We start from the raw sequence: 16515 nt of genomic DNA, 5'->3' as shown, positions 1-16515 counted from the left end.
CGCCGGGGGGGGGGGGGCCCCGGGCCCCCCCCCCCCCCCCCCCCCCCCCCCCCCCCCCGCGCGGGGGGGGGGGCGGGGGGGGGGGCGGGCCCCCCCCCCCCCCCCCCGAAACCGGGAGGGAAGAAGCCGGCTCGAGGCGATCTCGCGCGCGGCGGCGGAGCCGACGCAGACACTATTGCGGTTCATCTGTTCACCTGCCTAACCTCTCAGGTGTTGTCTGCGAGCGAAGGGGCAGGTTCTCGATGACCGGGGTGAAGGAACCGACCCGCGCGAGGCAGCCGTTGTCGAGGCGGGAGTGGGGGTCGCTCTGCGGGATGGCGGCGGTGATCCTGCTGCTGAACCTCGTGGGCTGGGGTGTGCTGGTGCTGTTCATCGCGCCGCACCACTACGACCTGGGCGCGTCGGGTGTGTTCGGGATCGGGCTGGGGGTCACGGCGTTCACGCTGGGCATGCGCCACGCGTTCGACGCCGACCACATCGCGGCGATCGACAACACCACGCGCAAGCTGATGTCCGAGGGCCAGCGGCCGCTGTCGGTCGGGTTCTGGTTCTCACTGGGGCACTCGACGATCGTGTTCGGCCTGTGTTTGCTGCTGTCGTTCGGCGTTCGCGCGATCGCCGGCCAGCTCGAAGACGACGGGTCGGCGCTGCACGAGACAACCGGGCTCATCGGAACGTCCGTCTCGGGCGTATTCCTCTACCTCATCGCGATCATCAACCTCGTCGCGCTCGTCGGGATCATCCGGGTCTTCGCGCAGATGCGCCGCGGCGAGCTGGACGAAGCCGCACTGGAACGTCAGCTCGACAAGCGCGGCTTCATGAACCGCCTGCTGCGCGGCGCGACGAAGGCCGTGCGCAAGCCGTGGCACATCTACCCCGTGGGTGTCCTCTTCGGACTCGGCTTCGACACCGCCACGGAGATCGGCCTGCTGGTGCTCGCGGCCGGCGCGGCGGCGTTCGCGCTGCCCTGGTACGCGATCCTCGTGCTGCCCGTGCTCTTCGCCGCGGGCATGAGCCTGTTCGACGCCGCCGACGGCGTGTTCATGAACTTCGCCTACGGCTGGGCGTTTTCGCGGCCCATCCGCAAGATCTACTACAACATCACCGTCACGGCGCTGTCCGTGGCCGTCGCGCTGGTCATCGGCACGATCGAGCTGGTGTCGATCCTCGCCGAGAAGCTCGACATCACCCACGGCCCGCTCGCCGCGATCGCCGACGTGGACCTCGACTACGTCGGGTTCGCGATCGTCGGGCTGTTCATCGTCACGTGGCTGGTCGCGCTCGCAGTGTGGCGGTTCGGGCGCATCGAGGAGAAGTGGTCGGCGCGCCTCACCGATCACTGAGCCGGTCGACGCGCAGCGCGAGCTGGATCTCCAGCGCGCGTTCCGGCTCGCGCCAGTCGTCGCCCAGCAGCGCGGAGACGCGGTCGAGCCGCTGCACCACGGTGTTCACGTGGACGTGCAGCTCGTCCTTGGCGCGCGCGAGGTTTCCGCCGGCCGCGAAGTACGCACGCAGCGTGCCGACGAGGTCGGTGCCGCGGCGGGCGTCGTAATCGAGGACCGGGCCGAGCGTGGCCGTGACGTAGGCGGGCAGGTCGGCGTGGCGGCCCAGCAGCACGCCGAGGAAGCCCAGCTCGGCCATCGCCGCGCCGTCGCCTTCGCGGCCCAGTGCGAGCAGCGTGCTCACGCAGCGGACCGCCTCGGCATAGGCCGACGCGAGCGCGGCGGGACCCTTCGCGGGGCCGGCGGCACCGACCGTCACCGGACAGTCCACAACGGACCGGAGCTCCCGCGCCACCTTCGCCGCCGCGACGCCGTCGGGCGCGAGGGCGACCACCTGCTCCGCGTGCACACCGACCAGGTCGCCGTACCGCGCGCACGCCGACGCGAGGCCACGCCGGGAGATCCCCGGCGCGTGGGCGACGAGCACCACGTGCGGCGCCGACAAGTCGACACCGAGCCGGCGCGCGCGAGCCGTCAACGAAGCCGGGTTGCGCGCGGGCGCCGTCAGCAGGTCCGTGAGCAGCTCGCCGCGCACCTCGTCCTCGGCCTGCGCCACGGACCGGCGCAGCATCAGCAGCAACGCCGTCACCACGGCCGCGCGCTCGAACAACCGCCGGTCCGCACCGGCCAGCTCAGGCCGGCCCGCCAGCGTGAGACTGCCCAGCAGCTCCTGGCCGGCCCGCACCGCGCACACCCAAGTGTCCGATGTGGACTCGGCGCGCCCGCTGCCGCGCGAAGAAGTCACCGCCGGCGCGTCGAACGACAGCGCGGAGCCCGCCAGCAAGTCGCCGGAAGCGTCGTGGACGGCGATCTCGCCCCGCAGCACGCCGGCCACCTCCGCGGCGACTTCCGGCAGGTCACCGCCGCGGAGCACGAGGTCCATCAGGCGATCGTGGGCTTCGTCGGCGCGGCGCATGGTCGCGTTCACGGCGTTGAGCTCGGCGGCCGAGCGGCGCGTCTCGTCGAGCAGGTGCGCGTTGTCCAGGGCGATCGCCGCGTGGTTGGCCAATGACGACAGCAGCGCGACCTCCGCCGTCGAGAACTCCCGTGGCGCGCGGTCCGACGCGTAGAGCACGCCGAGCACCTTGCCGCCGATGGCCAGCGGCACGCCGAGGATCGCCGTGAGGCCCTCCTCCAGCACGCCGGTGTCGATCGGCGAGGTGTGGCGGAAGCGGGCGTCGGCGAAGTAGTCCGCCGTCGCGTACGGCCGCGCGGTCTGGGCCACGAGCCCGCCCAGCCCCTCGCCCATGCCGAGCACGATCTGCTGGAACAACGCAGAAACCGAGCCGTCCGTGACGCGGATGTAGGTCTTGCCCGCGGCCTCGTCGTTGAGGCTCAGGTACGACACGTCGACGCCGAGCAGGGTCCGCGCCCGCCGCACGATCGAGCGCAGCACCGCGTCCGGGTCCCTCAGCCGGGCGAGGTCGCTCGCGGTGTCGAACAACGCCGTGAGCTCGGCTTCGCGCCGCTGGTGCTCGGTGAGCGTCTCGCGGACGCGCAGCGCCAGCTCGGTCGCATCGGCGCCGGACTCGCGCGCGGCGTGCGCCAGCTGCTCGCTGCTCGCCCCGGCGGCGAGCAGCTCGAGCAACCGGCGGTAGGGATCCACACAGGTCATGCTGTCACTGAGCGCCGTTCGGCGGGAGCCTCCTCCAGCGACTCGCCGCGCGTCTCGCGCGCCCCGAGCAGGGCCAGCACCGACAGCACGCACATCGCGGCGACGTAGACCGAAACCGGCACCGTCGAGTGGTACGCCTGGAACAGCGCCACGGCGATGATCGGCGCGATCGCGCCCGCCGCGATGGACGACAGCTGCCCACCCACCGAAAGACCGGTGTAGCGCACGCGCGTCGGGAACTGCTCGGCGAAGAACGCGGCCTGGGGCCCGTACATCGCGCCGTGCACGACGAGCCCGATGGTCGCCGCGCCGATCACCGCGCCCGTTGTGCGCAGGTCCATCAGCCAGAAGAACCCGAACGACCACGCGGCCATCCCGACCACGCCGAAGAAGTACACCGGCTTGCGCCCGATCTTGTCGGAAAGCAAGCCCCACAAGGGAATCGTCACGAAGTGCACGGCCGACGCGACCAGCACGGCCGTGAGCCCGGTCGCCTTCGGCAGACCGAGGCCGGTCGTCACGTAGACGAGGATGAACGCCGTGATCACGTAGTACGACACGTTCTCCGCCAGCCGCGCCCCGAACGTCACGACGAGCCCGCGCAGGTGCCCGCGGAACACGTCGACGATCGGCGTGGCTTCCTCCTCCCCCGCCGCGACCTTCGCGGCCAGGAACACCGGCGACTCCGCGACCGCCAGCCGCACCCACAGCCCGATCGCCACGAGCACGCCGGACAGCAGGAACGGGATCCGCCAGCCCCACGCGTTGAACGCCGCGTCGGACTGCACCGCCGCGAGGATCGCCAGCACGGCCGTGGCCAGCAGGTTCCCGGCCGGCACGCCGGTCTGCGGCCACGATGCCCAGAAGCCGCGCCGCCGGTCGTCGCCGTGCTCGGACACGAGCAGCACCGCGCCGCCCCACTCGCCGCCGAGCGCGAAACCCTGCACGAGCCGCAGCAGCGTCAGCAGGACCGGGGCGAGGACGCCGACCGCGCCGTACGTGGGCAGCACGCCCATCAGGAACGTCGAGCCGCCCATCATCACCAGGCTCACCACGAGCAGGCGCTTGCGCCCGATGCGGTCGCCGAAGTGGCCGAACACCAGCCCGCCGATGGGCCGGGCGAGGAACCCCACCGCATAGGTCAGCAGCGCCAGCAGCGTGCCGGTGAGCGGGTCGGCGTTCGGGAAGAACAGCTTGTTGAACACGAGCGCGGCGGCCGAGGTGTAGAGGAAGAAGTCGTACCACTCCACGGTGGTGCCGATCAGGCTCGCGCCGACCACGCGCAGCAGGCCGGCCCGGGTTGGTGTTGTCACTGCAGACTCCACTTCGTTGTGGGGACGGGGTTTCAGGCGGCCGACCAGCCGCCGTCGAGGGGCAGCGACGCGCCCGTGACGTGCCCGGCGTGCTCGCCGCACAGCCACACCACGAGGTCGGCGACGTCCGCCGGTTCGATGAGCCGTTTGATGGCCGCGCGCCGCAGCAGCACCTGCTCCACGACCTCGTCGGCGTCGAGGCCGTGCTCGGCGGCCTGCGCGTCGATCTGGCCGGTGACGAGCGGCGTGCGGACGTAGCCGGGATTGACGCAGTTGGACGTCACGCCGTGCTCTGCGCCTTCGAGAGCGGCCACTTTGGACAGTCCCTCGAGCGCGTGCTTCGCCGTGACGTACGCGGCTTTGAACGGGCTGGCGCGCAGGCCGTGGACGCTGGAGACGTTGACGATCCGGCCCCAGCCGCGCGCGTACATCGCCGGCAGCGACCGGCGGATCAGCAGGAACGGCGCCGTCACCATCAGCGCCTGGATCCGCGCGAACTGCTCGGGCGGGAACTCGGGCAGCGCGGCCACGTGCTGGAACCCGGCGTTGTTCACGAGCACGTCCAGCTCGTCCGGCAACGCGTCGATCACCGCGGGATCGGTGAGGTCACCGACGTGCGCCCAGCCGCCGATCTCCGCCGCGGCGGCTTCGGCACCGCGCGCGTCGAGGTCTGCGACGTGCACCTTCGCGCCGGCAGCGGCCAACGCCCGGGCACAGGCGAGCCCGATTCCGCTGGCGCCGCCGGTCACCAGGGCAACGCGGCCATCGAGCGTGCCGGGCGAGCTGTGACGTACCCCACTGGTCATGGGCTACGAGGTTAGGTCTCGCCCACCTCGCCGACCATGTGTCCGGCCACCACAGCGCGGCAAGATCCAGTGTGGCCGGACCACACCCCTATCCGGCGGCAGACGAAATGCTCCGCGCCTCCCGCGCGCCCGATTCGAACGCCTCACAGCAGAACAGCAGCCACTCCCGGACCCCGTCGACGGATCCGGCGGCGAAGCCCGCAGCCAGCTCCACGTACTTCGGCACGCGCCGGAAGAACGCCACCTCCGGCACGGTCAGGGCTTTCGGGTCCAGGCCCGTCGCGATCATCGACAGGCGCGCCGCCGCGCGGGCGACGACACCGTCGGCCGAGCCGAACGGGCGCAGGGCCAGGAGCTCGCCGTGCACAACGGCCGTGAGGACCGGCCCGGGCACGGACGTCGCGCCCGTGACGAGCTGGGCCAGCAGCTCCAGGCGTTCGCCACCGGCGAGGGGCCGGCCGAGTGCATCGGGATCCTCGACGATGTCGGCCGCGGCCAGGACGTGGAGGCGGGCCAGCGCCTGCAACGGCGCGCGCCGCCAGGTGGGCAGGAGGGGTTCCAGCGACTCGGCCACGCGCAGGGCGCCGGCGAGCAGCGGGTCCGCGACCGCGCCGTCGGCAGGCAGTTCGGGGTTCGCGCCGTCGATGCCGGCGGACGCCCGGGCCGCGCGCACCGACGCCTCGGCGGCCGTCTCCGCGCCGCCGCGCAGGTTGGCGGGCAGGCGGTGCACGGCGAACACCGCGTCCTGCGCCGCCTTGGCCGCGGCGGCGACGCCGTCGAGCTCCAGCAGCGGCTTGAGCGGGTCGCTCATGCGTCGAGCACCTGCCCGGCGCGCTTGACGACCGGCGGCAGGACCGACCACGGGAAGTTGATCCAGCGGTCGGTGCGGCGCCACACGTACTCGCTGGTCACCGTGGAATGCGGCTTCTCGTAGATCACGGCGCAGCGCACGTCGGCCACGTGGTCGGCGCAGAAGTCGCGCACGAGCTTGAGGGTGGCGCCGGTGTCGGCCACGTCGTCGGCGACGAGCACCTTCTTGTTGCTCAGGTCCACGACGTTCGGCACCGGCGGCAGCATCACCGGCAGGTCGAGGCGCTGGTCGACGCCGGTGTAGAACTCCACGTTCATCACGTGCAGGTTCTTCACGTCCAGCGCGTAGCCCAGCGCACCGGCGACGAAGAGCCCGCCGCGGGCGATGGAGAGGATGAGGTCGGGCGCGAAGCCGTCGCCGGCGACCTGCTCGGCGAGCTCCCTGCTGGCGGTGCCGAACAACTCCCAGGTGAGCTCTTCCCGCGCCGCGCCGTCTTCAGCCATGCCCATGCCTCTCCTCGGTGTTCCAGCGAGCATAAGCAACCGGGAAGTGGACTGGAGAAATGATCGGGAACTGGCTATCGAGCACGACCACTTGACGTCGTAGCTTGGGGTTCGTGAGCGACTGGAACGATCACCCGACCCTGTCCGGCACCCACGTGCGCCTCGAGCCTCTCGGCCCGGACCACGTGAAGGGCCTCTTCGAGGCCGGGCAGGATCCCGCGATCTGGGCCTGGTTGAGCGTCCGGCGGTTCGAGACGCCGGCCGACGCCGAGCGTTTCGTCGAGGCCGCCACGGCCGATCCCGATCGCCGCGCGTGGGCGCAGATCGACGTCGCCACGGGGCTGGTCGCCGGCACCACGTCGTACTACCAGATCGCGGCGAAGCACCGGATCCTCTCGATCGGGCACACCTGGATCAGCCCCCGCTGGCAGCGCACCGGGCTCAACACCGAGGCCAAGTTCCTGTTGCTGCGCAACGCGTTCGAGGTGCTCGGAGCCCAGCGCGTGGCGTGGGAGACCGACAGCCGCAACCTGCGTTCGCAACGCGCCATCGAGCGGCTCGGCGCGCTGCGCGAAGGCGTGCTGCGGGCCCACCGGATCCGTCCGGACGGCAGCTCGCGCGACACGGTGGTGTACTCGATGACGGAAGCTGAATGGCCCGGCGCACGCGCCCGGCTGCTGGCCCGCCTCACCTGAGGGCGCGCCCACACGGCTGCATCCTTGTCCTGGGCGGACTAACGTCGCTAGCGTGCCGTGAGCCGCGGGTTCGCACTACAGGAGGCCTTGCACCATGACCGAGCAGTCCCCAGCGCTGGACAACCTGCTCACCGAGAGCCGCACCTTCCCACCGAGCGACGAGTTCGCCGCTCAGGCCAACGCCAAGGCCGACACGTACGAGAAGGCGGACGCGGACCGGGAGCAGTTCTGGGCCGAGCAGGCCGAGCGCCTGAGCTGGGACACGAAGTGGACCCAGGTACTGGACTGGACCAATGCGCCGTTCGCGAAGTGGTTCGTCGGCGGCAAGCTGAACGTCGCCTACAACTGCGTCGACCGGCACGTCGAGTCCGGCCACGGCGACCAGGTCGCCATCCACTGGGTCGGCGAGCCCGGCGACACCCGTGACATCACCTACGCGCAGCTGAAGGACGAGGTCTCCAAGGCCGCCAACGCGCTGACCTCGCTCGGCGTGACCGCCGGCGACGTCGTGGCGATCCAGCTGCAGATGGTGCCCGAAGCGATCTTCGCCATGCTCGCGTGCGCCCGCATCGGCGCGCTGCACAGCGTGGTCTTCGGCGGCTTCTCGCCGCACGCGCTGCGCGCCCGCGTAGACGACGCGGCGGCGAAGATCGTGATCACCTCCGACGGCCAGTACCGCCGCGGCAAGGCCGCCGCGATGAAGGCCAATGTGGACGAGGCGCTCGAGGGCGCCGAGACCGTGGAGAAGGTCATCGTGGTCCGCCGCACCGGCAGCGACCTCGCGGCCGAGGTGCCGTGGACCGACGGGCGCGACCTGTGGTGGCACGAGCTCGTCGACGGTCAGCCGGCCGAGCACACGCCCGAGGCGTTCGACAGCGAGCACCCGCTGTTCATCCTCTACACCTCCGGCACCACCGGGAAGCCGAAGGGCATCCTGCACACCTCCGGCGGCTACCTCACGCAGGCCGCGTACACGCACCACAACGTGTTCGACCACAAGCCGGGCGAGGACGTGTACTGGTGCACGGCCGACATCGGCTGGATCACCGGCCACAGCTACATCGTCTACGGGCCGCTGGCCAACCGCGTCACGCAGGTCGTGTACGAAGGCACGCCGAACACCCCGCACGAGGGCCGGCACTGGGAGATCGTGCAGCAGTACAAGGTCTCCATCTACTACACCGCGCCGACGCTGATCCGCACGTTCATGAAGTGGGGCGCGGAGATCCCGGCGAAGTACGACCTCACGTCGCTGCGCGTGCTCGGCAGCGTCGGCGAGCCGATCAACCCCGAGGCGTGGATCTGGTACCGCGAGACCATCGGCGCGAGCAAGGCGCCGATCGTCGACACCTGGTGGCAGACCGAGACCGGCGCGATCATGATCTCGCCGCTGCCGGGCGTCACCTCGACCAAGCCGGGTTCGGCGCAGCGCGCGCTGCCGGGCATCTCGGCGAAGGTCGTGGACGACCAGGGCAACGAGGTTCCGCACGGTGGCGGCGGCTACCTCGTGCTCGACAAGCCGTGGCCGGGCATGCTGCGCGGCGTGTGGGGCGACGAGGAGCGCTTCCGCGAGACGTACTGGTCGCGCTTCGCCGACCAGGGCTTCTACTTCGCCGGCGACGGCGCCAAGTACGACGCCGACGGTGACATCTGGCTGCTCGGCCGCGTCGACGACGTGATGAACGTGTCGGGCCACCGCATCTCGACCACCGAGGTCGAGTCGGCGCTGGTCTCACACCCGACGGTGGCCGAGGCGGCCGTGGTCGGCGCGTCCGACCCGACGACCGGGCAGGGCATCGTGGCGTTCGTGATCCTGCGGGGCAACGCGGTCGACGGTGGTGACGAGGCCGTGCAGGAGCTGCGCAACCACGTCGCGAAGGAGATCGGCCCGATCGCGAAGCCGCGCCAGATCATGGTCGTGCCGGAGCTGCCGAAGACTCGCTCGGGCAAGATCATGCGCCGCCTGCTGCGCGACGTCGCGGAGAACCGGGCGATCGGTGACGTCACGACGCTCGCCGACTCGTCGGTGATGGACCTGATCTCCTCCGGTCTGCAGTCGGGCAAGGAAGAGTAGAGTCCGCAGCTGTGCAGGAAGGGGCTCTCCCGGCCAAGGGAGGGCCCCTTCCTGCGTGACTACCCCGAATGGCGCACATCGAACGCATGTTCTAAGATGTGCCGCTGTACCCACCCCAGATCCGGGCAAGGAGACGACACGAATGACCGTGGAAGCCTTGACGCACGACGAGGACACCGCGGCCGAAGCGGCGACGACTGAGGCAACCACCGCCTCGGCCCAGGCCGCCGACGCCCCGGAGGTCACCGAGCCCACCGAGACCACTGCCTCACCTGCGTCGCCTTCCGGTTCGGACGCGGCCGCCCCGGCCGCCGAAGAGGCGCCGAAGCCGAAGCGCGGCCGCCCGAAGGCCGCGGCGGCGTCCACCGCGAAGAAGACCCGCACGGTGGAACTCATCCTCACCGTCACCGGCACGGCCGACGGCGAGTGGCAGGCCGAGCTCAAGAACGGCAGCAAGTGGGTCGCGAAGGGCCTCGAGATCCCGGCCGCCGCCGTCTCGCGCGCGGCGAAGGAGCTGCACGCCGACCTGTCGGGCCCGATCGACGAGGTCATCAACCAGGCCCGCGAGGCGCAGGCCGCGAAGGTCGCGCAGCTCGAGGCCGAGCTGGAAGCCGCCAAGGCGGCCCTGGCGGAGCTCGACGCCTGAGCCTTTTCCCGAGGAAGCCCGGCATCCCAGGGGTGCCGGGCTTTTTCACGCCAGCGGCGGGTTTTCCGGCAGCGGCGCTTTGAACTCGAGCCAGCGACTGTCCACAATGGCCGTCACCTGGTGCTCGACTCCGCGGGGGTGGACGGCGGTGTCGCCAGGGCCGAGTTCGGCGGTGGTCCCCTCGACCACACCGGTCAGCCGTCCTTCCAGCACGTAGATGACGCTGTCGTGGCCGTGGCTGTGCACCGGCGACCCGACACCGGCGGCGTAGCGGATCTCGTACACCAGCCCGTGCGTCGCGCGTTCTCGCTCGCGGACGAAGGCGGTGCCGCCGGTGAGCCGTTGTCCTTCCACAGTGGACACTTCGAGCCACTCGTTCATTCCGCCGCCTTCCAAGGCCATGTCACACGGACAAAGCTGACCACAGCCGCCACCGCGAGGCACGCCGCCACGGCGAGCCAGGTGCCGTTCGACACCGACACCCCCCGGCGCCCGGCGGTTCCGGCCGGCACCCGGCCGATCCGGCCGGCGCCACACGGTCGGGCCGCGCACAGCTCCGGGCGGCAAACATCGAAGTTGTCCACACCCCAGACCAAGTTGTGGACAACTGAGCCCCTACCAGCGCATTCAACGGATTCTGTCGAGGGTGGCCGGTAGAATGGACTTGGGGACGCCCCCCTCGGGAGGGCGGAGGCTGTGTGCCGGCCGGTCGAGGTCGTGTGCGCGCTGGGGCTGCGAGGTGTGGTCGTCCGGGCCGGAGGCGTCGGTGACCGCGATCGCTGGGTGGATGGTGTCGCAACGGCAGCAGTCGCACTGAACTCGGCCACCCCGCGAGGTACGGCGAAACAGCGACAGTGTCCGCGGCCGCGAAGGCCGGCCACAGGACAACTGCGAACGTGACCGGCCGACGGATTGCGATTCGGGCCGAACCCGCCGAACCATCGCCGAAGAAGTGCGGCTCCGGGGACAGGCCGGCCGCGAACACGCGGCGCGACGATCGGCGGCCGACGGACGCGGCCGTGGTGAAGTCTGTACTCATTGAGTAGATATACCTCATGTATGCACAGCCGGGCGCAAGGCCGCGGGAGGTGCACGGCGTCACCTGGACCAAGAACACGGAGCAGCTGCCGACGCCGATCGGTTGACAGTCAAAGGCTAGGCACAATTAAATAAGGAAACCCTTCCTTAATGTCGTCGACAAGACAGAGGCGCTCACCCCAATTCCGTGTTTCACTATTCCCGTGACCGAAACAGTGGACGCGACTGATTCCCACTCCCACGAGCCCCACGAGGACGTCGGCGGCAAGCTGAACTGGCTGCGCGCCGGGGTTCTCGGGGCCAACGACGGGATCGTGTCCGTCGCGGGCATCGTGGTGGGCGTCGCGGGCGCGACCACGAACAGCACCGCGATCCTCACCGCCGGAATTGCCGGACTGGTGGCCGGCGCGTTTTCGATGGCCGGCGGGGAATACGTGAGCGTGAGCACGCAGCGCGACACCGAACGCGCGTTGCTGCAGCTCGAGAAGCAAGAGCTGAAAACGATGCCCGAGGCCGAGGAACGCGAGCTGGCCGAGATCTACGAGGGCAAGGGCCTCTCCCAGGAGCTCGCCGCGCAGGTCGCGCGCGAGCTGACCCGCAAGGACGCGTTCCACGCCCACGCGGAGGCCGAGCTGGGCATCGACCCGGACAACCTCACCAACCCGTGGCAGGCGGCCTGGGCTTCGCTGATCGCGTTTTCCGTCGGCGCGCTGCTGCCGCTGCTGGCCATCGCCTGGACGGCCGTCTCGGTGCGCGTGTGGGCGTGCGCGCTGGCCGTGGTCGTGGGCCTCACCCTCACCGGCTTCGTGAGCGCCCGCCTGGGCAACGCGCAGGTGGGGCGCGCGATCGCGCGCAACGTGGGCGTCGGCGCCCTCACCATGCTCGTCACCTATTTCGTGGGAGTGCTGTTCGGCACCACCATCGCCTAAGGGCTAGTGCACGCCCTTCATCAGCCGCCGGATGAACGGGATCAGGGCCAGCAGGATCAGGCCGATCGCGATGGCCACGCCGCCGATGATGCTGAAGTACGGCGTCTCGTCGTGCACGTCGTAGGACTCGGCGAGCTTGCCCGACATCGCGGTGCCCAGCGAGACCGACAGGAAGTTCAGCGCCACCATCTGCGTGCGGAACGCCTTCGGCGCAAGCTTCGTCGACAGGGACAACCCGACCGGCGACAGCATCAGCTCCGCGATCGTGAACACCAGCAGGATGCCGGCCAGGGCGATCAGCGGGCTGCCGTTCACGCCGGTGCCGGTCATCGGCAGGAACAGCAGGAACGCCAGGCCCATGAGCACCGTGCCGAGCACGAACTTCATCGGCGTCGACGGCTGCCTCGGCCCGAGCTTCGTCCAGATCGCGGCGACGATCGGCGCGAAGATGATGATGAACACCGGGTTGATCGAGTTGACCCACGACACCGGCATGTCCCAGCCGAACAGGCTCCGGTCCAGGCGCTGGTCGCTGTAGACCGAGACGACCGTGGACTGCTGCTGGTACAGCGAGAAGAACGCGGCGCTCGCGATGTACATCGGGATGAACGAGAACACGCGGCTGCGCTCGTCGGACGTGATCTTCTTGCTCGTCAGGATGACCACGAAGTACACGACCGAGATCGCGACGACCACGTACACGACCACGTCGGCCAGGTTCGACGGCCCGACCACCCCGGACATGATCAGCGCCGCCACCGCGACCACGATCACCACGGCGACACCGATCGCCATCCAGCGCTGCGAAGGCAGCAGCGGGTTCGGGATCTCCGACGCCTTCGCGCCCAGGTTCTTGCGGCCGAGCGTGTACTGGATCAGGCCGAGCGCCATGCCGATCGCGGCGAGGCCGAAGCCCAGGTGGAAGCCGACCTCCGACTGCGCCAGCCCGGTGAGCAGCGGGCCGATGAAGCCGCCCAGGTTGATGCCCATGTAGAAGATCGTGAAGCCGGCGTCGCGGCGCTCGTCGCCCTCGGCGTAGAGCGTGCCGACCACGGCGGTGGCGTTGGCCTTGAGGCCGCCGGAGCCGATCGCGACGCACGCGAGGCCCACGCCGATACCGGTCAGGCCCGGCAGCAGCGCCAGCGCGATGTGGCCGATCATCACCAGCACGGCGCTGTAGAACAGCGTGCGCTCGGAGCCCAGCAGGCGGTCGGCCACCCACGCGCCGATCACGGTGGCGAGGTAGACCGTGCCGCCGTACGCGCCGACCACGCCGAGCGCGTCGCCCTGGTCGATGCCGAGTCCGCCCTGGTCGGCCTTGTAGTACAGGTAGATGGCGAGGATGCCGAGCATCCCGTAGTAGGAGAACCGCTCCCACATCTCCACGCCGAAGAGGTTCGCCAGCCCTCGTGGGTGCCCGAAGAACCTCGTGTCGTGCTGGGCCTCGGTAGAGGTACTCACAACTGTCTCGTCCTTGTCCTAGACAACGTTGTCGTTTCCGATTCGCATGCTAGAAGGCAAATGGGTGAACCGAACACCGGAGTGAGTGTGGGAAGCGTCATCGAGGGCCCTCACGAGCGCTTCGCGTTCATTAAGATGAGATCAAAGGTGCGCCGGGAAGCCTGGTCGGCAAGAGTCTGTGTTCGTTGCCGACCCCTGGAGGGTTCTGCCCGTGACCGCTTCCCGCCCGGCCCGCGCCGCCGCCGAGTTCGCCCGCTACCTGCGTACGGAGACGACCGGCGGGATCATCCTGCTGGGCGCCACGGCCGTCGCGCTGATCTGGGCCAACTCGCCGGCCGGTGACGTGTACCGGGCCGTGCGCGACTTCCACATCGGCCCCGAGTTCCTGCACCTGAACCTGTCGATCGGCGACTGGGCGAAAGACGGGCTGCTCGCGTTGTTCTTCTTCGTCGCCGGGCTGGAGCTCAAGCGCGAGCTCGTGGTGGGTGAGCTGTCGCGGTTCAAGCAGGCGGTGCTGCCGGTGATCGCGGCCGTCGGCGGGATGGTCGTACCGGCGCTGGTCGCGCTGGCGGTCGCCTGGGGTACGCCGGGGATCGACCGCGCGTGGGCGATCCCGGTGGCCACGGACATCGCGTTCGCGCTCGGCGTGCTCGCGCTGACGGCGTCGAACCTGCCGAGCAGCGCGCGGGTCTTCCTGCTTTCTCTCGCGGTGGTCGACGACCTCGGCGCGATCCTCGTGATCGCGATCGTCTTCACCACCGGGTTCGACCTCGTGGCCGCGGCCGTCGCCGTGGTGGCGCTGGCGCTGTACTGGTTCCTGCAGCACAAACGCGTGCGCACGGCCTGGTTGTACGTGCCACTCGCGGTGGTCACCTGGGTCGCGGCGCACACGACGGGCATCCACGCGACCATCGCCGGCGTCGCGCTCGGGCTGCTCACGCGCGTGAAGCCCGACGAAGGCGAGGACGAGGCGCCGGCGCTGCGGCTGGAGCACCGGCTGCAGCCGTGGTCGGCGGCGGTCGCGGTGCCGGTGTTCGCGCTGTTCGCGGCGGGGATCTCCTTGAGCGGGCACGCGTTGAGCCAGGTCTTCACCACCGCGTTGCCGCTGGCTGTCCTGTTGGGACTGGTCGTGGGAAAGTTCGTCGGCATCCTCGGCGCGAGCGTGCTGGCGGTGAAGCTGGGCGTCGCGGAAAAACCCACCGGCACGGGCTGGCGTGATCTCTCGGCGCTGGCGCTGCTCGGCGGTGTCGGCTTCACGGTGAGCCTGCTGATCTCCGACCTCGCGCTCGACGGCGCGGCGAGCGACCTCGCGAAAGCGGCGGTGCTGATCGCCTCGGCCATCGCCTCGCTGGCGTCCGCCGCGCTGCTGTTGCGGCGCAGCCGGGCGCACGCTCGCGGATCCGATCCCGACACTCCCGACGGTCCGCCGCGCCCAGGGAACGGGTACGTGGCACGATGACCCGGTGACCAGCCCCAAACACGAACGCACCGGCCCCGACGGCGTGGGGGCCGTGCCCTACCTGCCCCTGTCGAGCGACGAGGAGGCCGCGGCGGCGGAACAGTCCATCGGCAAACTCGTCGGCGACGCCACCCAGCACCTGTCGACGCTGGTCAGGGCCGAGGTCGAGCTGGCGAAGTCGGAGCTGGTCGGCGAGATGAAGAAGGGGCTCAAGGGAGCCGTTTACTTCCTCATCGCGCTCGCCGTGGGGCTCTACAGCTCGTACTTCCTGTTCCTGTTCATCGCGGAGATCCTGTCGGACTGGTGGGGCGTCCGCTGGCCGGCGTTCCTCACCGTGTTCGGCCTGATGCTGCTGACCACCGCCGTCACGGCGTTCCTCGGCTGGCGCAAGGTGAAGAAGCTGAAGGCGCCGGAGCGCACGATCGACAGCGTCAAGGAGACGGCCGCGGCCCTCAAGCCGCGTCGCGCCGCCGAAGACGACCTGCCCGCGACGCGTCCCTGACGCGGGACCGCGCCCAGGCTGAGTTACCAATCCGGCCGAAAGCACGCCGGCCCGTAACCGTTGCTACGAAGTCATTCGGCCGTGGCTGTGGTTGGATTGGTAACGATCGGCACAGTACCGGCTGAAGCGGAGCCCGCAGTGCAGCTCACGCCCGACCCGTCGATCGTCCGGATCGACGGTCCGTGGACGCACCGCGACGTCTCGGCCAACGGCATCCGCCTGCACGTCGCCGAGCTCGGCGACGGACCACTGGTCCTGCTGCTGCACGGCTTCGGCGAGTTCTGGTGGACGTGGCACCACCAGCTGCGCGGCCTCGCGGACGCCGGTTTCCGCGCCGTCGCCGTCGACCTGCGCGGCTATGGCGACTCCGACAAACCCCCGCGCGGCTACGACGCGTGGACGCTCGCCGGCGACGTCGGCGGCCTGGTCAAGGCCCTCGGCGCCCGCCGCGCGCACCTCGTCGGCCACGCCTGGGGCGGCATGCTCGCCTGGACGGTCGCCTCCCTGCACCCCCGGCTCGTGTCCTCCGTGACGGCCGTCGGCGCCGCGCACCCGCTCGCACTGAAGTCCGCCGTGCTGCGTTCGCCCCGCCGCCAAGCCCGCGCGGTCGGGCACCTGTTCCGCTTCCAGGTGCCGATGGCGCCGGAGAAGTGGCTGGTACGCGACGGCGCTGCGAACGTGGAGTCGTTGTTCCACAGCTGGTCCGGCCCGGTCTGGCGGTCCTCTTCGGACTTCACCGGCACCGTCGACCACTTCCGCCAGGCGATGCTGATCCCGGGCGTCGCGCACTCCGCGCTGGAGTACTACCGCTGGGCCTTCCGCGCCCAGTTCCGCGGCGAGGGCCGCCGCTTCACCGACGCCGTGGGCAAACGCGTCACCGCCCCCGTCCTGCAACTGCACGGCGCCGTCGACACCTGCATCGTCCCGGAAACCGCGCGCGCTTCCGTGCACTGGGCCGGACCCCACGGCGAGCCTCGCGTCTGGCCCGGCGTCGGGCACTTCCCGCACCTGGAGGAGCCGGACCGCGTGACGAAGTCCGTTGTGGACTTCGTGAGCTGAGCGGATTTCGTGAGCTGGCTCAGTTCGCCGGGAACAGGTCAACCACGCGGCGCTGCGCCGACCTGAGCTCTTCGAGATCGTAGGACGCTCGGCGTTCGCTGG

The 16515-nt window shown here is 70.4% G+C and carries 15 protein-coding genes; 8 read left to right on the top strand and 7 right to left on the bottom strand.

Annotated elements, in window-relative coordinates; all coding sequences use genetic code 11:
• Positions 1-242: 242 nt before the first annotated feature.
• Complete coding sequence (locus ACFY1H_RS05130) at positions 243-1343, top strand: HoxN/HupN/NixA family nickel/cobalt transporter (RefSeq protein ID WP_386944697.1); 1101 nt, start codon at positions 243-245, stop codon at positions 1341-1343.
• On the opposite strand, the gene ACFY1H_RS05125 is transcribed toward ACFY1H_RS05130, so the two are convergent.
• From ACFY1H_RS05125 to ACFY1H_RS05105, 5 genes are all read right to left on the bottom strand, one after another.
• Positions 1330-3117, bottom strand: a complete 1788-nt coding sequence (locus ACFY1H_RS05125; protein WP_386944695.1) for a helix-turn-helix domain-containing protein — start codon at positions 3115-3117, stop codon at positions 1330-1332. The two genes, ACFY1H_RS05130 and ACFY1H_RS05125, sit on opposite strands and share 14 nt — an antisense overlap.
• A complete protein-coding gene (locus ACFY1H_RS05120) occupies positions 3114-4430 on the bottom strand; it encodes an MFS transporter (RefSeq protein ID WP_386944694.1) in 1317 nt (438 codons plus the stop codon). Before ACFY1H_RS05120 ends, ACFY1H_RS05125 begins: the two co-directional genes overlap by 4 nt.
• Before the next feature lie 32 nt (positions 4431-4462).
• The gene (locus ACFY1H_RS05115) at positions 4463-5236 is read right to left on the bottom strand and encodes a 3-hydroxybutyrate dehydrogenase (protein WP_366583971.1); all 774 of its coding nucleotides are present in this window, start codon (positions 5234-5236) and stop codon (positions 4463-4465) included.
• Positions 5237-5324: 88 nt separating this feature from the next.
• Positions 5325-6047 carry an oxidoreductase gene (locus ACFY1H_RS05110; protein ID WP_366583972.1) on the bottom strand — a complete coding sequence of 241 codons (723 nt, stop codon included), beginning with the start codon at positions 6045-6047 and terminating at the stop codon, positions 5325-5327.
• The gene (locus tag ACFY1H_RS05105) at positions 6044-6550 is read right to left on the bottom strand and encodes a phosphoribosyltransferase (protein WP_366583973.1); all 507 of its coding nucleotides are present in this window, start codon (positions 6548-6550) and stop codon (positions 6044-6046) included. Before ACFY1H_RS05105 ends, ACFY1H_RS05110 begins: the two co-directional genes overlap by 4 nt.
• A gap of 113 nt (positions 6551-6663) precedes the next feature.
• Between ACFY1H_RS05105 and ACFY1H_RS05100 the strand changes: the two genes are divergently transcribed.
• The 3 genes from ACFY1H_RS05100 (at position 6664) to ACFY1H_RS05090 (ending at position 9965) form a co-directional block, all read left to right on the top strand.
• Positions 6664-7245: a GNAT family protein gene (locus ACFY1H_RS05100; protein WP_366583974.1), complete on the top strand. Its 582-nt coding sequence runs from the start codon at positions 6664-6666 to the stop codon at positions 7243-7245.
• A 94-nt stretch (positions 7246-7339) separates the two neighbouring features.
• Positions 7340-9319, top strand: coding sequence for an acetate--CoA ligase (gene acs, locus ACFY1H_RS05095; RefSeq protein WP_386944691.1), 1980 nt, complete (start codon positions 7340-7342; stop codon positions 9317-9319).
• A gap of 142 nt (positions 9320-9461) precedes the next feature.
• On the top strand, positions 9462-9965 hold the full coding sequence (locus ACFY1H_RS05090; protein WP_366583976.1) for a DUF6319 family protein: 504 nt from the start codon (positions 9462-9464) through the stop codon (positions 9963-9965).
• A gap of 45 nt (positions 9966-10010) precedes the next feature.
• Here ACFY1H_RS05090 and ACFY1H_RS05085 read toward each other — a convergent pair whose 3' ends face one another.
• Positions 10011-10346 (bottom strand): cupin domain-containing protein, encoded by a 336-nt coding sequence (locus ACFY1H_RS05085; RefSeq protein WP_386944688.1) that lies wholly within the window; start codon positions 10344-10346, stop codon positions 10011-10013.
• Between the two features lie 860 nt (positions 10347-11206).
• Here ACFY1H_RS05085 and ACFY1H_RS05080 point away from each other — a divergent pair.
• The gene (locus tag ACFY1H_RS05080) at positions 11207-11932 is read left to right on the top strand and encodes a VIT family protein (protein ID WP_366583978.1); all 726 of its coding nucleotides are present in this window, start codon (positions 11207-11209) and stop codon (positions 11930-11932) included.
• 3 nt (positions 11933-11935) lie between these two features.
• Here the strand turns inward: ACFY1H_RS05080 and ACFY1H_RS05075 are convergent, their stop codons facing one another.
• Entirely contained in the window at positions 11936-13393 is a 1458-nt protein-coding gene (locus ACFY1H_RS05075; protein WP_366583979.1) for a peptide MFS transporter, read from the bottom strand.
• 211 nt (positions 13394-13604) lie between these two features.
• Between ACFY1H_RS05075 and nhaA the strand changes: the two genes are divergently transcribed.
• The 3 genes from nhaA (at position 13605) to ACFY1H_RS05060 (ending at position 16413) form a co-directional block, all read left to right on the top strand.
• Complete coding sequence (nhaA, locus tag ACFY1H_RS05070) at positions 13605-14852, top strand: Na+/H+ antiporter NhaA (RefSeq protein ID WP_386944687.1); 1248 nt, start codon at positions 13605-13607, stop codon at positions 14850-14852.
• Between the two features lie 4 nt (positions 14853-14856).
• Positions 14857-15354, top strand: coding sequence for a phage holin family protein (locus ACFY1H_RS05065; protein WP_366583981.1), 498 nt, complete (start codon positions 14857-14859; stop codon positions 15352-15354).
• A 138-nt stretch (positions 15355-15492) separates the two neighbouring features.
• Positions 15493-16413 carry an alpha/beta hydrolase gene (locus tag ACFY1H_RS05060; RefSeq protein ID WP_366583982.1) on the top strand — a complete coding sequence of 307 codons (921 nt, stop codon included), beginning with the start codon at positions 15493-15495 and terminating at the stop codon, positions 16411-16413.
• Positions 16414-16515: the final 102 nt, after the last annotated feature.

The organism is Amycolatopsis sp. NPDC001319 (assembly GCF_042896185.1).
GTDB lineage: Bacteria > Actinomycetota > Actinomycetes > Mycobacteriales > Pseudonocardiaceae > Amycolatopsis.
The sequence above is the reverse complement of the archived record's forward strand: the minus strand, read 5'-3'. Positions and strand labels throughout refer to the sequence as shown.

Coding starts and splice junctions, on each gene's coding strand:
- ACFY1H_RS05110 (WP_366583972.1), bottom strand. CDS start 6,047: ATGAGCGACCCGCTCAAGCCGCTGCTGGAGCTCGACGGCGTCGCCGCC.
- ACFY1H_RS05130 (WP_386944697.1), top strand. CDS start 243: ATGACCGGGGTGAAGGAACCGACCCGCGCGAGGCAGCCGTTGTCGAGG.
- ACFY1H_RS05090 (WP_366583976.1), top strand. CDS start 9,462: ATGACCGTGGAAGCCTTGACGCACGACGAGGACACCGCGGCCGAAGCG.
- ACFY1H_RS05105 (WP_366583973.1), bottom strand. CDS start 6,550: ATGGCTGAAGACGGCGCGGCGCGGGAAGAGCTCACCTGGGAGTTGTTC.
- acs (WP_386944691.1), top strand. CDS start 7,340: ATGACCGAGCAGTCCCCAGCGCTGGACAACCTGCTCACCGAGAGCCGC.
- ACFY1H_RS05085 (WP_386944688.1), bottom strand. CDS start 10,346: ATGAACGAGTGGCTCGAAGTGTCCACTGTGGAAGGACAACGGCTCACC.
- ACFY1H_RS05115 (WP_366583971.1), bottom strand. CDS start 5,236: ATGACCAGTGGGGTACGTCACAGCTCGCCCGGCACGCTCGATGGCCGC.
- ACFY1H_RS05125 (WP_386944695.1), bottom strand. CDS start 3,117: ATGACCTGTGTGGATCCCTACCGCCGGTTGCTCGAGCTGCTCGCCGCC.